The organism is Pedobacter sp. R-06 (genome assembly GCF_049913135.1).
GTDB lineage: Bacteria > Bacteroidota > Bacteroidia > Sphingobacteriales > Sphingobacteriaceae > Pedobacter.
The window spans coordinates 3,521,873-3,542,362 of record NZ_CP183977.1 but is presented as its reverse complement, the minus strand read 5'-3'; the positions used below and the strand labels follow the sequence as shown (position 1 = coordinate 3,542,362).

Genomic DNA, 20,490 nt, shown 5'->3' with positions numbered 1-20,490 from the left:
TCTTTAGAGCGAATGTCTTTTGATAACTTTTGTGGGGTTTCTTGTAATTACGATTTTTTCATCCAGGATGGCTTGTGCGACTGTTTTTCCCATTGCCTCAAAATCAGTTGAGATGACCGTGATGCCATCTTCAAGCACTTCTTTCACGAGCGTATCATTATAAGAGATGAGACCTATATCCTTCCCTAACTTAAGTTTCTTTTTTCGGGCGAGCTTAATTAACATCACATCATCGGTGTCGTACCTGCTGAAGGTTACATAAGCATTACCTTTTTGAAAAGTCTTTTCATCAATCTCAGATTGTATCAGGTATGGGTACTCAGTTTCAGTGCAATAATGTAAAAAACCTTCAATTACCAGCCTGGCATGTACAGCTTCGGGATGGGCAACCAATATCAGCCGATCGTATTTTTTTAACTCAGCCTGCAGCTTATGAAGACTATTATAAATGTCATAGCCGTAATCCTGGTATATACTACTGTAATTGCCTGATAAACCTTGCTCGTTTAAATCAATAATTATTCTTTTCTTGTCCGGAATCAGGTTCAGGAGCGGGGCTACATTTTCTTTTAAAAAAGTTGCAACAACGTAATGTGTATATGAACCCAGATTTTCTTTGATCAATTTTTCGAATACCTGATAATTATGATGGTGAAAGTAGATATCTATATCGGCGCGGTTTTCCAGTTGGTTAAAAAGCGTCCTATAAAACTGTTCACGCAGAATATTCATTTTATCAAGCAGCAAAAATACGCGGAAGGAATGATGAATGGCTTTTTTGCGTACATAATATCCTTTCCTGTATACAGATTCCACGATACCTTTTTCAACAAGTTCATTCAGGCCTTTGAGTAAAGTTTCCTTACTCATTTTTAATTGCAACTGCAGCTGCTTGAGAGAAGGCAGCTGATCTCCAATATGTAGCTGATCAATTTCAATCAGCGTCATAATGTGATCGGCAAGCTGCTGGTATTTCATTTTGCCTTGATTGCCTTTCTGGAGGGTGTTTTCAGAGGTCATAGGTATATTTATTTAGGCAAATGTAATTAATACACCATACAAACCAAACCAGCCCACCTAACAATTATTTAATAATCACCCCATTTTGGGTTTAAGGAGCTTTTTTTTATTTTTTTATCTTTTGTAAAGAAATAAAATATATTATATTTGTTTACTAACCAGTCCAGTCCAGACCAGACTAATGTTGTGAGCATTTGATGATGTGCGTAGTAATTATTGTTATACTGCTTTAATTGCTATTCTCGGAATCTGGATGAGGTTTTAAATGCTTTAGCAAGTCATTTAAAAATACTGCAGATATGTAAATGTCTGTCGTAACAATATAACCAAATATAAACAATGAATATGAAACCAAACTTACTCTTAACGGTGCTATTGGTTCTGGGTATTCCGCTTTCCAGTCTGGCTCAAGCGGTAAAAACCATTACCGGAACTGTTACAGAAGAAACAGGGAAACCCTTGCCGGGTGCGAAAGTAGTCATCCAGGGGAAAACAATTTCCCGTGTAACAGATGATCAGGGCCACTTTAGCCTTTCTAATACAAAGGAAAGTGAATTATTGGTGGTCTCCATGGTTGGCTATATCAGCAAAACTGTAGTTGTCACCAGTCAAAACCAGTATAAAATTCAGTTGGTACCTAACAACACTGCGCTGGATGACGTGGTAATTGTTGGTTATGGTCAGGTAAAACGAAAGGACCTTACTGGTTCGGTCGGTTCTGTCGTAATGAAAGATATGGAAAAGGCACCGGTGGTTTCCTTTGAAGATGCTTTGGCAGGAAGGGTGGCAGGGGTGCAGGTCGGTTCTGGTGATGGACAGCCAGGCAGTATTAGCAACATTACCATTCGCGGAGGAAATTCCATTACCCAGTCAAACTCACCACTTTATGTGATAGATGGCTTCCCTTTGGAAAATCCCGATAACAATACCATTAATCCGGATGATATTGAATCAATAGATATATTAAAAGACGCATCTTCTACGGCAATTTATGGGGCGAGAGGGGCCAATGGGGTAATCATCATCAAGACCAAGGAAGGTAAGGTTGGTGCACCGGTAGTTAACTATAACAATTGGCTGGGCTATCAGTATCCGTCAAAGCAGATAGAAGTGATGAGCCCTTATGAGTTTGTAAAGTACCAGCTGGACCTGAATAAGACTTCCGCTACCGCTTTGTATCTTAAGGACGGCAAAACTTTAGATGCGTACCGCAATGAGCAGGGGATAAACTGGCAGGATTATGTATTGCAGAATGCATTTATGCAAAATCACAGTTTCTCTATGAGGGGCGGCACTGCGGCTACAAAATATTCGGTAAGCAGTTCTTATTTAGATCAGAATGGAATTGTTATTAATGGCGGATATAAAAGATACCAGGGACGGTTTCAGATCGATCAGCGTTTAGGGAAAAATATGAGAATTGGCATTAACACCAATTATACATACGGAATCAAAAAAGGTCAGATAGCAAATCTAACCAGTGATAACCTAAACAGCAGCTCGGCAGGAAATGCCAGCTCATATTTGATGTACAGTACCTGGGGATACAGGCCTGTTACAGGCAATGCGGATGACGAAAATTTCCTTGATCAGCCTTTTGACGACGATGTGGCGGGCAATACAGATTTAAGGATAAATCCAGTGGTAAACTCCAACAACTTGTATCAGTATGCTTTTAACAAATCACTTACTGCCAATGCTTTTGCGGAGTATGCTTTCCTGAAGTATTTTAAGTTCAAGGTGAGTGGCGGGATGACGGATACCCGTTTGGTTTTTGAGCGCTTTAACAACGCTAATACGGCAGCCGGAAATCCGCGAACCGTTTATGGGCAAAGCTACGGCATTAATGGTTCCCTCGAAAATCAAAATATCCGCAGTTTACTGAACGAGAACCTGCTCACATTTAATAAGACATTTAACAAGAAACACCGTTTAGATGCAGTGGCTGGATTTACCATGCAGAGAAATAGTATGGAGGGGGATGGATTTGTATCTATTTTATTGCCAAATGAGTCATTGGGTGTCAGAGGGCTTGACCAGGGCACTGTCCTGGTAAAAACAACCTCAGGTAGTTATTCAACGCTGGTGTCCTTCCTGGGGCGTGTGAACTATACATTTAACTCCCGCTACCTGTTCACGGCTTCTATCCGTAGCGATGGGTCTTCAAAATTTGCCCGTGATAACCGGGTGGGGTATTTCCCTTCCGGGGCCTTTGCCTGGAATATTGGGGAAGAAAATTTCCTGAAATCAGTTAAAGCTATTTCTTCTGCAAAACTAAGGGCTTCTTATGGAATTACCGGAAACAACCGGGTATCAGACTTTGCATACCTGAGTGTTTTAGATCAGGAAGTAGGGGCTAATACCGGAAATACCAGAAGTGGCTATTATTTTAACGGACAATACATTAAAGGAACTGTACCTGTTGGGCTGGGAAATGAGAACCTTAAATGGGAGCGAACCGGAAATCTTGACCTTGGAATAGACTTAAGTTTTTTTAGGCAGCGCATCAGTTTAACGACCGATTATTATTATAAAAGAACTACAGATTTATTGCTGAATGCTTCATTGCCTACTTCAACTGGATACCTTACCGCATTTAAAAATATTGGTGTTGTGGTAAATAGGGGCTTGGAGTTTACCTTAAATACAATAAACCTGAGTACAAAGAAATTTAGCTGGACATCTAATTTTAACATTGCCTTTAATACTAACAAGATCGAAGAGTTAAATGGTGATCAGCCGAGTTTAATTACACGTGTTTCGAACTGGAACGCCAATTTCAATAACTCTTTACCCTATATAGCCTTGCCAGGACGCCCCGTAGCCTTGTTTTACGGCTATGTTTTTGATGGGGTATATCCTTTAAGTGATTTCAATGTATTGTCTAACGGTAGTTATGAGCTGAAACCTGACGTACCGAATAATGGGAGCGCCCGTTCGCTTATTAAGCCAGGTTTTATCAAATACAAAGACATTAATGGAGATGGGGTTGTAGATGCAAATGATCAGACGATTGTTGGTAATCCTAATCCGAAACACATTGGAGGCTTTTCCAATAATTTTAATTACGGACCGTTTGACCTCAATATTTTCTTACAATGGTCTTACGGAAATGACATTTTAAATGCGAACCGGATTGTATTTGAAGGTGCGGAAGCCAGACCAAGTCTGAATATGTTTAAAACCTACGAGAACAGGTGGTCTCTGGAAAATCAGAATAGCGATTTGCCTGTAGCCGGTGGTTATGGTCCTAATGTGTTCTCCGACAGGAATATAGAAGATGGCTCCTTCCTTCGGTTAAAGACGGTCTCGTTGGGCTATAACCTTTCTTCTGCAGTAACGAAAAAGCTGAAAATACAATCAGCCCGCTTTAATGTTTCGGCACAAAACCTAATAACTTGGACCAACTATTCCGGTTTGGACCCTGAAGTTTCAGTGCGCCATTCTGCGCTTACACCGGGTTTCGACTGGAGCCCATATCCAAGGGCGCGCACCATCACCTTTGGTATGAACCTAACTTTTTAACGATAAATGTTTTTACAAATGAAAACAACTTTATTATATATCGCGATGATGCTGGCACTGGTTGTTAGCTCATGTTCAAAGATCCTGGACACAACCCCACAGGATTTTGTATCGCCAGTAAATTATTACAATACAGAAAGTGAACTGCAATCTGCACTGGCGGGAGTATATGACCGTTTGGGCGATAACAGGCTTTATTCACAAGGTATGTCTTGTTATATGGTTTTCAGTGACGAATTTTTCATGAAAAACCAGACATCGGGAATGAATGCCAATATTGTAGATGCTTCGACCCTGGAATTAAACAGGCATTGGGAAACGCTTTATACGGGTATTGAGCGAGCGAACATGTTGCTCGAAAACATCGATAAGGCCGTTAAGGTGACTGCGGAAAAACGCAACGAAATAAAAGGGCAGGCGCTATTTTTAAGGGCTTACTATTATTTTCTGTTAACCGATGAGTTTGGAGGTGTGCCTTTAAAGCTTCAATCCAGCAAATCACCTGAAGAACCGCCTCTCCCTGGCACTTCGGTAAAAGACCTTTACGAACGGATTGTTACTGATATGAAACAGGCAGAAGGCCTGGTGAAATCCGTTTCTGATTATGGCTATAATACCCGTATTACAAAAACAACTGTACAGGGTATACTCGCGAGGGTATATCTGACCATGGCAGGTGCCCCGTTAAATGATGTAACAAAATATGCTGATGCCAGAACTTATGCAGAAAAAGTAATGCTGTCAGGATTGCACAGCCTTAATCCCGATTTCAAACAAATCTATATCAACCACGTTCAGGAGATTTTCGATACAAGGGAAAGTATGTGGGAAGTAGAATTTAAAGGCGTAAACCAGGGCGAAATACAAGAGGGCGGCATGATTGGCAGCTATAACGGCATTACCTGTGGAAATATTGAATTGGGATATGGCTATGATTATGTTCATGCTACGGCGAAGCTTTACAATGCTTATGCAAATGGCGATCAGAGAAGGGACTGGACAGTTGCGCCTTACCGGTATGTGACAAGCGGACAGACTGCTGTACGGACCAATTGGGCAGCAGATCAGATATACGACCGTAGCAATGGGAAATGGAGGCGCGAATATGAGCTTCTTTTACCAAGAAATCAAAACTATACCGGTACAAACTGGCCATTGTTGAGGTATGCCGATGTATTGCTGATGTTTGCAGAAGCTGATAATTATACCAATAATGGGCCCTCTGCAAATGCCTATAAAGCGATAAATATGGTGAGGCGAAGGGGCTATGGAAAAGATGTGCTTGTGCCCGATGTAGCGGCCGATGCTGCTGCTAATCTGTCTCAGCAGGATTTCCTTGATCTGATCAGGAATGAACGGTTTCGTGAGCTTGCTTTCGAGGGCATCCGGAAGCACGATCTTGTACGATGGGGTATTTATCCATCCGTTATGCAAACACAGGCAAGAGAATACCAAACTAATATGCCAACAGCTCTAAAAGACGCAGCTGTTGCACAGGCACAGCGGGTTACAGATCGTGCTGTTTTATTCCCGATCCCGAACAGCGAACTGGCCGTTAACCCTAATATCAAACAAAATACAGGATGGTAACTACAAAATTGTCTAAGATGAATAAGCTATTAATTGCATCTGTTATATTATTTTCCCTCGCTTCCTGCCAGAAGACCCATGAGCTGGCGCCTCAGGACGATTTTTCTGTTCAGTTGGAAAAAAACAGTTATAAAGTTGGAGAGCCCGTTAGGTTTACGATTAATGGTAAACCGGAAAACATTGTATTTTGGTCGGGAGAAGCCGGACGCAAATATGAGTACCGGAAAAGAACAGTCGTGGAAGGAAATACGGTTTCCCTAAATTTTAAAACCTACGCCCAGTTCGGTTTAATGCCCATCGATCAATCGGTGATAAAACTGTACGTATCTACCAATTTCAACGGAATATATGATGCTACAAATGTAAAGGCCGCTACCTGGGAAGATATTACAGATAAAGCCGTTTTATCTGCTGGCCTCGATCAGACCCCCTCAGGAAATATCAGCCTGAACACTTTTGCTGCGCGTAATAAAAATATGGCACTGGCTTTGGTTTATAAGACCACTGTTATAAAACCAGAAGCACAGCAAAACCGTTGGGTAGTCCGTTCTTTCGATCTTAAAAGCACCAATCAGCAAGGGGAAGAAACGGTACTGGCCAATATAGCTACAGCGGGCTGGACTGCTTTTAATTTTAGTGGTACTGCAACCAATTGGAGTATTACTTCAGCACAGTTACTTACTGTAAGGAACAGTACCGATCTTGATGATGACTGGGTAGTAACCAAACAGTTCAATCCTAATAGTATTTTGCCAGATGTAGGAGAACCTATTAAAAATATTTCCCAGAAACTAACAGATTATACCAGGGTTTATACTAAAGCTGGCGTATATAAAGTGTCATTTGTGGCAACCAATGCCAATGTAGAAAGATCGCTTACAGTTGTAAAAGAAATAGATTTAACCATTACCCAATGAGATTAAAACCTGTAATCTTGCTGTTACTTGCTTTTGCAAATAGCAGTTATGCCCAGCAAGCGCCCAAAGCCCGATTAACAAATAATATACTTCGCCTGAACTGGGAAGATACGGGTAAGGGATATAAAATAAAACAGCTGTCGGTAAAAGGACAAAACGGATGGCAGTCTTTGTCTGGCACATTGGGGCAATATACCCTGCTTTACAGTACAGATCAACCCAGGATGGATTCGGAGGCTAAAGACAAAAACGGGAAAGAAATTCAGTTTCCTGAACCTGAATATCGTTATATCATTCCTACCTGGAAGGCGAATACCTCTGCGGTTTCCTTAAACAAGGAAGGGCGTGCCATTTTATTTTATCCGCAACAGTATAAGCAGGTTGGCAATACACTGGTTTTTCAGCAAAAAACAGATGTTTCTACTGTAGAGGCAATCTGGAAACTAGATCCTGTTTACAAAAATGATCTTTGTGTTTCCATTCATTTAACAGCCGATAAGGATGGATATTATTCCATAGCGACTCCGGCATTGAGTACAAACGACAAAAAAAGTTTTGAATGGGGCTGCATCCCAGGTGTGTTTCAAGGCAGTACCATCAACAATGACTTTACAGATGCCTATGCTTATGGACACGGAATTCCGGATAGACCGGTTGTGGTAAGAGAAAGAACAGCATCTGCACTTACGGCTATGCTCACCAATAAAGATGGAATTACACTTGCAGTTACGGCTGAGCCGGGAACAGCCAGGCACCCATGGGAATATGATAAATCTACCCAGTCAAACTGGCTGCTTGGCCTGTCACTGATCAACAGACAGGAACAACTGAGCCCGACTTTATATCATCCGGTACTGGGGCAGAACAAGTCGTATTTAAAAAAGGGGGAAAGCATCTCTTTTGATTTCAGGTACACCATCAATACTTCAAGCTGGTATAAGGCATATCAGCATGTCGTAAATGATGTTTACCGCTTTGATGAGCTACTGCACTTGAAGCAAACCAAACTTTCCTTATCTAATCGTATGGAACAGCTTTTAGACTATGTGAAAAAGGACAGTACTTCACGGTGGAGGACCTTTGATTATCATGGACGGACTATTGGTGCCCAGGAATATTTGGGTGGGGTGTATGGCTCAGAAAAAGACGCCGTAAAAAATGCCGATTATGGGGCCATGTGGATGTTGGCAAATATAACTCAGGACCCGATTCTGGTTCAGAAACGTCTTAAAGATGCATTGAACTTTAAATTGGCGCAACAAAATACCGCTGATGGGTTCTTTCACGGAGCTGCAGCTGGTCAGTATTACCTCTACAATTCTAAACGGTTTACTGAAGAGTGGGGGCCTTATACCGAGCCAATCGCAACTACTTATTATATGTTGCTGGATATGGGGAATGTATCCTTATTTGAACCAGATAATCAGCAGCTTAAATCGGGTATACGTATGGCGGCCGACTGGCTTTTGACTAAAATGAAGCCAGAAGGTTATTGGGAAGTGGCTTATCATAACAACACGCAAAAACCTATGTTTGAAGATCTGAAAGATTATAGACCTACTTTTTACGGATTGTTGGTTGCATATCAGACGCTTCGGGATAGGAAATACCTGGAGGCGGCAGTAAAAGCAGCAGACTGGTACATTAAAAATGCTGTAGATAAAGGCTACTTTTTAGGTGTTTGCGGGGATGCCAGGTTTGCACCTGATTTTGCAACGGGGCAAAGTGCCCAGGCTTTGCTCGATCTGTTTGAAATTACAAAAGACGTAAGATTTAAACAGGCTGCTATTAAAACTGCACAATTCTATACAACCTCCATCTATTCTCATCCGATTCCAAATAAAGAAAGCAGAAAAGTTGGATCGAAACAATTGGAAGAATGGCAAATAAGCCAGGTGGGGCTAAGCTTTGAGCATGGAGGGATTTTAGGTTCCGCAAATAACAGTGGCCCCATCATGCTCGCAAGCCATGCCGGCATGTTTGTAAGGCTATTTCAATTGACAAAAGATTCGCTATACCTCAAAATGGCAAGAACAGCAGCTTTAAGTAAAGATGCTTTTGTAGACCCCGCCACAGGAGTTGCTTCCTATTATTGGAGCGCCATGAACAAAGGAGCCGGGCCTTTTCCTCATCACGTCTGGTGGCAGGTGGGTTGGATCACCGATTACCTGATGGCAGAACTTTCCTTGCGTTCGCAGGGGCAGATCGATTTTCCTTCAGGCTTTCTTACGCCTAAGGTTGGCCCTCACAAAACATTTGGCTTCCGGCAGGGAAAAATATTTGATAAGCAGGGAGACCTGACATTGATGGAGAAACTGGTTTCATTAAACAATCCCAATATGGACTATGTATGCGCCCTGAATAAGCAGGAAAAAGTGTTTTACCTGTTTGTATTGAATAACGATGACGAAATGCAGGAAAGTACCCTTCAGTTAGATATGTCCCGTTTTATTCCAGGACATAGCCTGGATTTGAAAACAGCTAAATGTTTTTCTGCATCAGGTTCAAAAATTCCTTTTTCTACAGGAGATCCTATAAAAATAGCACCTTATGGTCTCCAGGTTTATGCATTTACATACAAATAAATTAAGACATGTACCAGAAAACCAGGCTATGTTTATTATTAACAGCATTCTTGTTTTTAACAACGGGAACTGTGATTGCCCAGCAAGAAAAAAGCCTACTGCTGGGGACTGATTTTCAGTTTAAAGGCAAATGGTTTAATGAAGTTAATAAAGACGGCATCAGTGGCAACATTTTAAGGTTTTTAGAAGGAGAACAGGATAGTACATCTGATGCACTAACCGTGATGAATATCGGAAAAGCAGGTCGTTATGCCATCTGGATAAGGACCCCCGATTTTGATACACGTCCCCGTACCCGGTTATTCCAGCTTTCGGTTGGAAATGCCAGGTTAAAAAAAGCAGGAGGACATGGAAAACCAGGATATGCCTGGGAACGTCTCGGCAGTGCTGACCTAAAGGAGAGTGATGTGCTGTTGCGCCTCCATAATTTTAATTTTGGCCGCTGCGATGCTATTCTTTTTACGCAGGATAGTACCATCAATCCAAATGATATAGATAAGAAAACCCTTTTATCCTGGAAAAAGCTTCCTGTTATGCAGGAAACACTTGCAGCGGAAAAGAAAAACACGAGCCCCGCACTTCAACTGAGCAAGACGGACAAGGTAATTGCAGGAATTGAAAACGAGGCTTTACGTGTGCAGTTTGTACGAACGGGAGCCGACCATAAGGCTATTGCTTGTAGAACAGAAATAAAAAAAGACGGGGCCTGGCAACAGATAAGTACTGCAAACATTGAAGACCATAGGGTTTTCTTAATTAATACTAATGCTACTGCCATCCAGTTTAATAAATACTATCCGGCCTGGGACAGCCAAAAACCAAATGCATATTTTGTTTTTAAGGGGCAAAAATATGCAGTTTACCAGCCTGACGCCGATCTCAATCCTTTTGAGGCGGGGAACCTCAGCGAGGCCATTCCCATAACGGCAGAAGCGGTAAATAAACAAACCATAAAAGTTCAATATGTGACCAGGAATGGTTCTGCAATAACCGGTTTGTGGACATTACATCCAGGGCAGCAACATATTGATCTGCGGCTGATCTGCAAGGTTGCCCAGCCAGGATATTACAGTATGGGGATCGAAGCCTTTCAGCCTGTTTCCGATCAGGAACTGGAAGGCGTAATGATGGCACCCATGTTTCAGTATAAGCGGCTTTCTGACGGTCCGCAAATGATGATTACTGCTATGATGCAGCAACCCTTGGCCATTGTTTCTTCGAAAACAGGGCAGGGTATTGTTTCTAGTTATGTTGCAACAAGTCCTGAATTGTTTAAAAAAGACTGGGGTTCGGTAGACTATGCGCCTGCGGGTTTTACACTGAAGAACCATAATAACCAGATACAGCCGGTTATGTTTTCTCCGGTTCTGGGAATGAATGATTCTAAATACCGTGCAGGGGAGTTGATCGACAGGCGATTTATTATTGGTGTAAAGTCGGGCAACTGGGATTCGGCCATGGATTATGTATCGAAGGAAGTGTTTGAGGTAAAGGATTACCGGAAACAAGAACAGGCGTCGCTTACTGATGCGGTATTCAACATGATAGAGCTGGTGAAAAACGACAATGCTGCGGGATGGTCAACTGAGCTAAAGGGTTTTTTTGATATTGAGGGTGACCCTAAAACAGCACCTACAGTTGTAAATGCCACACCATTGGCCAATATTGCACTTTCTGTATTGCAGAATGATGAAGAATTTTACATCAGCCGGTCTTTGCCGACCATAGAATTTACGCTTTCCAGAAGCGGGTACCGATGGGCGACAGACATTGTTCCGACAGCGTATAATGCGACACGAAAAACGCTGGAGTTTAATCCGTTTATCTCTCAGTTTACCACATCTTATTATGTAGGATTGGATCGTTTATTGGGAGGATTGAATCCCTGGCTGAAAAATATAGCATTACCCGGAGATAGTCTTAGGGTGGCAAAAGGCTACTCAACAGATTTCCATTTATGGAACCAGGCGCTCTGGGCATACCAGCTCACAGGTCAGGCAAAATGGTTGCAGCAGGCAAAAAACGACGCAGATCTTTTTATTCAGCAAAAAATATATAACAATACCAGTAAAGTATTGAGTCATGTACCTTTTTACAATGCCAGTTTTTATGCACCCTGGTGGGACTTGCTTGATCTCTATGAAACTACAAAAGATAAAAAATACCTGAAAGCCGCAGAATATGGTGCCCATTTTACCATTGCGGGAATACGCAGCTATCCGAAAGTGGAAGATAGCCTGCAAACAATTCACAAGAATAATCATTATGATGGCGTTACGCACATCTGGTGGAAAGACAACCAGCCTTATCGTTTGGGCTTTCCGCGAAAAAATGGCGATGTACAGGAAAAAAAAGTGCCCGAATGGCTGGTATCGCCAGTAGGCCTGGGCCTGGAGCAGCCTAGTACTTATTTTACTCGCGTAAAAGATCAGACAGTCCGTCCGGTATTTATGAGTAGCTGGGCACCCCATTTGTTGCGCCTGTTCCAATATGAGCACAAACCCATCTACGAAACCTATGCCCGCAATGCAGTAATCGGTCGTTATACAAACTATCCGGGATATTACGGTACGGGTTTTACAGATATACCTATGTCCGTTGATTTCCCTTATAAAGGGCCGGATGTGAGTTCCATTTATTATCATCATATCCCACCGCATATCGCTTTTAGTCTCGATTACCTGATCTCAGAAAGTATACAGCGCTCGAATGGAAATGTAGTTTTTCCTTATAGCAAACAGGAAGGATTTGTCTGGTTCAACAACCGGGTATATGGTGGTGGGAAAGGAAAGATCTTTGGCGATCAGGAGGCCACACTATGGATGCATAAGGGCCTGGTAAATATTCAGAATCCGGGAATCAATTATGTTACTGCAATTTCGAATAAGAACTTTTGGATCCTGCTTTCCTCGGAAGCTGAGTCCGAACAAAAAGTAGACGTACAATGGACTGATGCTACAGCAGCGTTAAAGGATGGGAAAGCCCTGGTTTATGCGCAAAGCGATCAGTCAGTTTCCCTGGATTTTAAAGCGGCTAAGATTGATGTTGTTGTCCCAGCAAAAGGATTCAGGGCGATTGCTATTCCGTTAAAGGCGGCTCCGTTTGCAAAGAAATATCAGCCGGTAAAAGATGGGATGAAGGTGATTGATCTTGGCGCTCCCTGGGGACGTGTATTCTTGTTCCGTATCCGTTCTCCCTTTGGTTGGGATACCTGTTATGGATTTGCAGAAACAGCTCCTTTAAATGGATATTCCGTAACCGTTAATTGTAACAATCAAACACAGGAAATAAAGCAATATCCTTACGAATGGAGTTTTAATAAACTGGCAATGGGTGAGGACGCAAAACTGGAGCTCATTTTTAAGAGCAATGACGGGAAAATAAAATCAAAAAAAATTGTACTTAATGGTAATGAATAAAAAAGGTGTAAAAACTGCATTGCTGGGTTGTTTATTGATGTCTGCTACTGCATTCTCTCAAACCAGGCCTGATAGTGATAAGATTGCGGCCTCCCAGGCAGGGGCTTCTCCTCTTTATTTTGATGTTTCTGCGTCCAATATCCCTGTAATTGAAGCGGGTGATTTTAACAATGAGCTGGAATGCAATGTTAGGGCAGGCCTTCCGGGCTTCTTTGAAAAAGTAAAGGCGGGTAAAAAGGTGGTGGTTGCCTTTATTGGAGGGAGCATCACCCAGGCAAATTTTGGTTATCGCCTTCAAACGGCCCGGTATTTGGAGCAGACTTATCCTCAGGCTAGCTTCCAATGGATCAACGCAGGTGTATCAGGTACAGGAACAGAGCTGGGTGCATTTAGGATCAATGAACAGGTGCTCAGCCACCAGCCCGACCTTATTTTTATAGAATTTGCCGTTAATGGTGCTTATGCCGCCGGGATGGAGGGAATGATCCGTCAAGCAATCAGGAAGAACCCCAATACAGCTATTTGTTTGCTGTATACCATTTTAACCGGACAAACGGCCTTTTATCAAAAAAATGAACTGCCACCAAATATTAAAGGACTGGAGCAGATTGCTGCGCATTATGACCTACCTGCTGTGAACTTAGGTGTGGAGGCGGCAAAGCTGGAAGCAGCGGGAAAACTGATCTGGAAAGGGAACCAGGCTGATCCGAATAAGATTTTGTTTTCTGAGGATGGAATCCATCCGACTACCGCGGGGGGAAATCTCTACGCAGCAGCCATTGCCCGGGCATTCAGAAAAATTGAGGCAGCAAAGCCTTTAAAAAAGAAGGAGCTGCCAAAGCCTTTAATTAGTCCCGCATGGGATGATGCAATGATGGTGGATCCTTCAACTTTACCGGTTCCTGATAAGGGCTGGAGGGTGTTACCAACAGATACTGATCCAAACCTTAAAAAATTTAGTCCCTGGTTTTCCAATGTACTTTCTGCAAATAAACCAGGGGCCACATTTAGTTTCCGTTTTAAGGGAGATATGCTGGGCATATTCGATATTGGCGGACCAGAGGTTGGACAACTGGAATGGATTATAGATGGAAAACCTGTAAAACTTAGCAGAGAAAAGGAGGGAAGTTTTATTTATTACCAGGCAAAAGATACAACCGCTGCAGATGTGTTGAACAGATTCAATAGCTACTGCAATAACCGTTACCGTGGACAGTTTGATGTAATTAAAGTACCGCAGGGTAATCATTTGGTGAAAGTAACCCTGTCTGGCCAGAAGGCCGATAAACTTATGATACTGCCTGAAGATAAGAGAGCGGATATTGTTCAACATCCTGAAAAATATGATCAGACAGTGATCTATTTAGGCCGGATTTTATTAAGGGGGACATTATTGAAATGAAACAGATTTTTAAATTAAAAAAGCATATTAAATTCATTTGCTTTTCAATCGCATGCTGTTTATATGTGCAGTCGAATGCGCAAACTGTAAAAGATAGTCAGGGCTTTAAAATTTTATCAAAGGACAAAACTTACCTGTTTAAGCCCGATTTTGTTGTTATTTGGAACGAAAAGGATCCTGAAATGGCATTGAAACCTTCCGGCTTAAAAAAAGTATCTTACAATATTCCCACCTGGAAAACCACAGACAGTAGTTTGGCCGATTATCACCAACAAATTGTTAGTGCCAGTGTTGCCGGAGATGGATTTGACGATAAAATATTAAGAAGTGCGGAGCAAGATAGGACGGCCAATATCTATCACGCCGGAAAAACTCATTTTCTTACCGCAATCAAAACAATCAGTTCTGGAGATTCTATTCGTTTTATCTTTCCGGAACATGCCTTATTTACGCTAAAAGCATGGCTGATTAAAAGTAGTTTGCCTTACCCTAAAATAGAATTTTTGTTTACACCTAAAAAGAACGGTTTTTATAGTGTAGGCTACATCGGGGCACCATCTTTTAAAAGTGATCATGTTGATGAACTATGGCAACCCTTAATCTGGACCGAAAAACGGGTTCCCCTGCAACCCTATCTTACTCCGTCGTTTATGGCAACAATCCCTGCTACACTGGTTAATGACGGGTATAACTCAATAGGTGTACTGGCTGCCTCCAGGTATTTGCCTTTTCAACCTTTACCTCTTTTAACCAATAGCCAGTTCGGAATTGCACTTCTAAATAACAAATCAGAATTACAGCCCCAGGTTTTTGCTCCCATGCCGGGTGGTATCAATTCGCAGATGATGGCGGGACATTCTTTTGAGTTTTCAATGAGCCTTGTTGTTGAACCGTTGAGCATCACTAAAACATATGAGCAAATGGCAACAACTGTGTTTGGATTTAAGGATTACCGGACCAATGCTACCGTTTCTATGAATACAACCCTGGATAACCTGATTAATTATTCAAAGACCCGTTACGCCTGGTTTATCGATAGCCTGAAAGGATTTGCCTATGCTACGGATGTGCCTGGCGCAGTAAAAAATGTTTCAAGTCTGAACCCGCTTGAATTGGCTATAGTAAGGGATGATCAGGAAATGTTTGATAAAAGGGCATATCCTTTAATGGAGTTTATGTTGTCGCGCGAAAAGTTCCTGTTTGCGATTGACAGCAATCAGAAAATCCAATCTCCATCCAGGAAGTTGAGGGGGCCTATTGCTCCATTGTCTGAATTACAGGTGTTATCTGATGTTTTTGGCGGTAACAACTCCTTTTATACTACGATGGCAAAAAAAGAGTTTGGAACGGCGCGTGTCAGGAATCTCGATGAAGAGCAGAAAGGTCGCAACTGGGTCAATGCAATGTTTATGTTTAAACTGACATCCGATTCGGCTTATTTAGGTTTAAGCAAGGCTCTGGCCGATAAATATCTGAAAGAAAGAGTAAATACAAGGTTAAAGGAATTTGGTGATCCGCTGTTTAGTTCCAACTTCTTCTGGCCAACCTTTACCAATAACTGGTCTGCTCTTTTAGAATTATATGAACTTACTGCTGATCGCCGTTATCTGGAAGCCGCACAGGATGGAGCCAGGCATTATACCTTGTTTACCTGGATGACACCTGCTATACCGAATGATCTGGTTACTGTAAATAAAGGAGGGAAAGCACCGATGTATTGGTACCTCAAATCAAAAGGACATCATCAAATGTATTATCCTGAGGAAAAAGTTCCTGCATGGAGGCTTTCTGAGATGGGACTTACACCAGAATCATCAGGAACTTCAACCGGGCACAGGGCTATTTTCATGTCTACCTATGCGCCCTGGCTGTTAAGGATAGGCTATCATACAAATGATCCGTTTTTAATGAATGTAGCTAAAGCTTCGATTGTAGGCCGTTCCGAAAGTTTTCCGGGATATCATATCAATACAGAGAGAACTACGGCCTACGAAAAGGCCGATTTTCCACTCCACGAGCATAAGGACCAGAGTGTGAACTCCTTTCATTACAATCATATCCTGCCTATGGCTTCTATGTTTGTCGATTACCTGGTTTCAGATGCTTATGTAAAAAGTGGTGGCAGGATAGACTTTCCAAGCGATTATATAGAAGGATATGCCTATTTGCAGAATAAGTTTTACGGCGCTAAGAAAGGCCGGTTCTTTCAGTTCGAAAATGTGCAACTCTGGATGCCTTCCCGACTGTTGAACACAGCTAATATTGCTTTAAACTATGTTAGTGCAAAAAAAGGAGATACACTTCTACTTGCTTTTATGAACCAATCCGGAGCGGATATCAGCACCAGTGTTTCTATAGATGCTTCAAGGGTAGATTTTTCAGGCAGTACTGGAGTTCAGACTTTATATCCAACGTTGCAGGTTTTGAATTTAAAGGACGGTACTTTCCAGGTCAATGTCCCTGCCGGCGGCATTACTGCCCTGGCTATCCCGGGTGTAAAAATCAGCAGTGCTTTTCAGGACCAGATCCTGAATGTGAAAAAAGATCAGAGAAATGATGATATCAATATCCCTGAAGGAGATACAAAGGCATTATTATTTAAACTTGGTGCTTATGCGCAAAAGCTTTTTGTATTTCTTCAGGAAGATGATACAAAATGGAAGAAGGCTAGGTTGGTCTACAAGATCGATGGAAACAAGGAAAAGATCATTGATAAAAATGAATACCCATTTGAATTTACAGTGCCTGTTGATCAAGATAAAGCAGTTCGTTTTCACCTGGAATTAACGGATATCAACGGAAAATTGACGAAATCCAAAGAAACGGAATTGGGCAAATAATATTTCTTTCTCACAATAGTCTTTTGGATATCAACAGGTTTTCAGGTTGACTCCCTGATAATCAGTTCTGTTTTCAACACTTTTGTCACGGCCTTCCAGTCGCTCACATCCCTGTTGATCTGGTCAATCAACAATTGGGCTGCGGTCATCCCGATCTCTGCTATTGGTTGAGCGACAGTTGTTAAGGAGGGGGCCATCAGTGCCGACGCATAATCGTTGCTAAAGCCGATAATGGCAATATCTTCAGGAATTTTTAAACCTCTTTTTTTGATGACCTGAATGGCCTCTATTGCCGTCGGATCGTTTACAGCAAAGATCGCGTCGGGTGGGTTTTCCATATTTAACAGGTGGTTCACGTAAATCTTAACTTTTGAAAGCCCCAGGTCGTATGAAATGATCAGCTCCTCATCTATTTCTATGTTGTTTTTCTTAAGTGCAGATTTATAGCCATCGAGCCTGCGTTCACTTATTCTCAACGAAACCGGACCCGCAAGATGGGCAATTCGTTTTCTGCCATTTTTAATCAAATAATCAACGGCATTGTAAGCACCCTCAAAATCATCAACAATTACTTTCGGGACTTTCATTTCATCGCATACACGGTTGAAGAATACGATTGGAATCCCCTTTCTTTCAAAGATCTTCAAGTGGTCATAGTTTTTGGTTTCGCGGGTAATAGATACGATTATGCCATCAACCTGGTTGGCCAGCATCACTTTGGTGTTGGCTACTTCAGTTTCGTAAGTTTCGTTTGATTGGCTGACAACGGTGTTGTAGCCAGCCTGGGTAGCTACTTCCTGTGCGGCTATGATTACCTGTGGAAAATAGGAACTCGAAAACTCGGGAACGATGATGCCTATGGTATTTGTTTTTTTACTGATCAGGCTTATGGCGAGCATGTTCTTCTGATAATCCAGCTTTTTTGCCAGTTCCAATACAGCTTCCCTGGTTTTGAGGCTCACATTGGCATGGCCTGTTAAAACCCTTGATACAGTTGATTTCGACAGGTTAAGTGCCCTGGCAATATCTATAATGGTAACCTGGTGCTTTTTCATCGTTAAAATATCTGGTATGATGCAATCACAAATTGATTATTTCCAATATACAACATATTAATTGATTGGGGAAAGGATTTTGGGAATGTTCCCAAATATTGGGACCGTTCCCAAAACAATAAGTTTTTTGAAAGCTGCGAGGTTCTTTTACTGTACCTTATATTTGAATTAACCATTTATAAATCTAACCCTAAAAAGGTCAAAAGCATCAAATTGAAAAAAGCGATATTACTTATCAATCTACTTCTTCTTGTATCTACAATGAAAGGGGCAGTTTTGAATACTGAAATTAAAATGATCAGTCCCGACGGTCATATTTCAGCTGAAATATCTCAAAGTGACGGACGTTTATTTTATGCCGTAAAGGCCGATCAGCAGTTATTGATCAATAATGGCACAATGGGGTTGGTGATTGATGGCATTGCATACGGAAACCATGTTGCCAGCCTTTCTATTTTAGCAAAGCGTACAGCCCGTACGGGAAATAAAGTATATCATATATATATATTGTTATTAGAAGAAGCAGGCAGAAAATATAACGTCGAATTTCGGCTTTCCAATGAGGGGGCTGCCTTTCGGTATATTTTTGATAGTAAAACAGCACAATATGTAACCAAAGAGCTTACGGCCTTCGCGCTTCCAAAATCGCGGGTATGGTTTTTTGAGCGGAACAGTGCCTGGAAGCTGAAAAGTTACGCAGGTTTATGGCAAAATACTACAGCAGATAGCCTGAATACAATATCAAGCCAGGGGCCGGTACAGGGAAAACCTTTATTATTCGAACTTCCGGGCAAAAAATACGCAATGCTTACCGAAGCGGCCCTTTATAATTATAGCGGGATGCGTTTCAAAGCTTTAAACAATAGAGTATTACAGGTTGATTATACAGAAAAGAACGGGTTTAATGTTACCGGCAGTCTGATTACGCCATGGAGAGTTTTATTGTACGCCACGGATCTGAATACGCTGGTGAATAGTTCGATGATCAATGACCTGAACCCTGAACCGGATAAGCAATTGTACGCTGACCAAAGTTATATAAAACCCGGAAGATCAGTCTGGAGCTGGATCACCAGGGATAAAAACTATATGCAGCCTGAGGAAGAAATGAAATTCATAACAGCTGCCGGCGAACTGAATTTTGAATATACTTTACTGGATGAGGGATGGGAAACGATATGGCCCGACAAATGGAAGCAGTTAACTGAAATATGCAGTTTCGCAGCAGATAAAAAGGTGGGCGTATGGGTATGGAAAAACTCAAAAGCACTTAGAGAGTCCTCAAAAAGAGACAGCTTTCTGGATAGTGTGCGCAATGCAGGAGCTGTTGGTATAAAAACAGACTTTATGGACAGTGAGGCAAAAGAACTGATTGATTTTGAAATCGGGTTTTTAAAAGCCTGCGCAGAAAGAAAACTGATGGTCAACTTCCATGGCTGCCATGCGCCAACCGGTGAAAGTAAAACCTATCCGAATGAAATGACCAGGGAGGGTATCCGTGGGATGGAACTGAATATCATGAAAGAACCCATACCCGCCTGGCACAATGCTGCCTTGCCCTTTACCAGGCTGGTGCTTGGCCATGGCGATTATACCCCCGGCTTGTTCTCCAACAAGGGCAATACCACCAATACACACCAGCTGGCATTGTTCTTTCTGTTTAATTCCCCCTTCCAGTGTATGGCCGAAAATCCGGTAAAATTATTGGCAGATAATCAGTTTAAGCCTGTTATTCCCTTACTGAAAAAACTGCCTGTTACCTGGGATGAAACGGTTGTACTTAAATGCAGTGTAATCGGTGAAATTGCGGCCTTCGCAAGAAGGAAAGGAAATACATGGTATATCGTTGCAATTAACGGTTCAGCAAAAAATAAAGAAATCTCCTTTAATGCAGACTTTTTAAAGAAGAAGAAAAAATATAAGGTTATCGCGATAAACGATGCGCCCAATGGTGGGTTTTTGAGAACAACGTCAACAATAGGTGCAACTGACGTTAAAAAAACAGTAATTAGCCCCAATGCCGGATTGGTGATGGAAATCAGCCCCTCAGGTAATTAATTCCCATTATGAATTTAATGCAGAAGGATTTCCCTTGTCGCCATTCAGAACAGACTATTGGAAAAGTATAACAGAAGGA

At 41.9% G+C, this 20,490-nt stretch carries 10 protein-coding genes; 8 read left to right on the top strand and 2 right to left on the bottom strand.

Going from position 1 to position 20,490, the window contains the following annotated elements; all coding sequences use genetic code 11:
• Positions 1-3: 3 nt before the first annotated feature.
• Entirely contained in the window at positions 4-1,020 is a 1,017-nt protein-coding gene (locus tag ACN9MR_RS14205) for a GntR family transcriptional regulator (RefSeq protein ID WP_426324551.1), read from the bottom strand.
• A 345-nt stretch (positions 1,021-1,365) separates the two neighbouring features.
• On the opposite strand from ACN9MR_RS14205, the gene ACN9MR_RS14200 reads away from it, so the two are divergent.
• From ACN9MR_RS14200 to ACN9MR_RS14170, 7 genes are read left to right on the top strand one after another with little or no spacing between them, the layout of a single operon-like run.
• Positions 1,366-4,545 carry a SusC/RagA family TonB-linked outer membrane protein gene (locus ACN9MR_RS14200; protein ID WP_426324549.1) on the top strand — a complete coding sequence of 1,060 codons (3,180 nt, stop codon included), beginning with the start codon at positions 1,366-1,368 and terminating at the stop codon, positions 4,543-4,545.
• 18 nt (positions 4,546-4,563) lie between these two features.
• Positions 4,564-6,135 (top strand): RagB/SusD family nutrient uptake outer membrane protein, encoded by a 1,572-nt coding sequence (locus ACN9MR_RS14195; protein WP_426324547.1) that lies wholly within the window; start codon positions 4,564-4,566, stop codon positions 6,133-6,135.
• A gap of 17 nt (positions 6,136-6,152) precedes the next feature.
• Complete coding sequence (locus ACN9MR_RS14190; protein ID WP_426324545.1) at positions 6,153-7,052, top strand: DUF5017 domain-containing protein; 900 nt, start codon at positions 6,153-6,155, stop codon at positions 7,050-7,052.
• Entirely contained in the window at positions 7,049-9,637 is a 2,589-nt protein-coding gene (locus tag ACN9MR_RS14185) for a glycerophosphoryl diester phosphodiesterase (protein ID WP_426324543.1), read from the top strand. Before ACN9MR_RS14190 ends, ACN9MR_RS14185 begins: the two co-directional genes overlap by 4 nt.
• Before the next feature lie 8 nt (positions 9,638-9,645).
• Complete coding sequence (locus tag ACN9MR_RS14180; protein WP_426324541.1) at positions 9,646-13,056, top strand: hypothetical protein; 3,411 nt, start codon at positions 9,646-9,648, stop codon at positions 13,054-13,056.
• Positions 13,049-14,458 carry an SGNH/GDSL hydrolase family protein gene (locus tag ACN9MR_RS14175; RefSeq protein ID WP_426324539.1) on the top strand — a complete coding sequence of 470 codons (1,410 nt, stop codon included), beginning with the start codon at positions 13,049-13,051 and terminating at the stop codon, positions 14,456-14,458. The genes ACN9MR_RS14180 and ACN9MR_RS14175 overlap by 8 nt, the downstream gene beginning before the upstream one ends.
• The gene (locus ACN9MR_RS14170) at positions 14,455-17,298 is read left to right on the top strand and encodes a hypothetical protein (protein WP_426324537.1); all 2,844 of its coding nucleotides are present in this window, start codon (positions 14,455-14,457) and stop codon (positions 17,296-17,298) included. Before ACN9MR_RS14175 ends, ACN9MR_RS14170 begins: the two co-directional genes overlap by 4 nt.
• A 41-nt stretch (positions 17,299-17,339) precedes the next feature.
• Here the strand turns inward: ACN9MR_RS14170 and ACN9MR_RS14165 are convergent, their stop codons facing one another.
• Positions 17,340-18,353: a LacI family DNA-binding transcriptional regulator gene (locus tag ACN9MR_RS14165; RefSeq protein ID WP_057934594.1), complete on the bottom strand. Its 1,014-nt coding sequence runs from the start codon at positions 18,351-18,353 to the stop codon at positions 17,340-17,342.
• Between the two features lie 261 nt (positions 18,354-18,614).
• Here ACN9MR_RS14165 and ACN9MR_RS14160 point away from each other — a divergent pair, with 261 nt between their 5' ends.
• Complete coding sequence (locus ACN9MR_RS14160; RefSeq protein ID WP_426324534.1) at positions 18,615-20,411, top strand: glycoside hydrolase family 97 catalytic domain-containing protein; 1,797 nt, start codon at positions 18,615-18,617, stop codon at positions 20,409-20,411.
• Positions 20,412-20,490 lie beyond the last annotated feature (79 nt).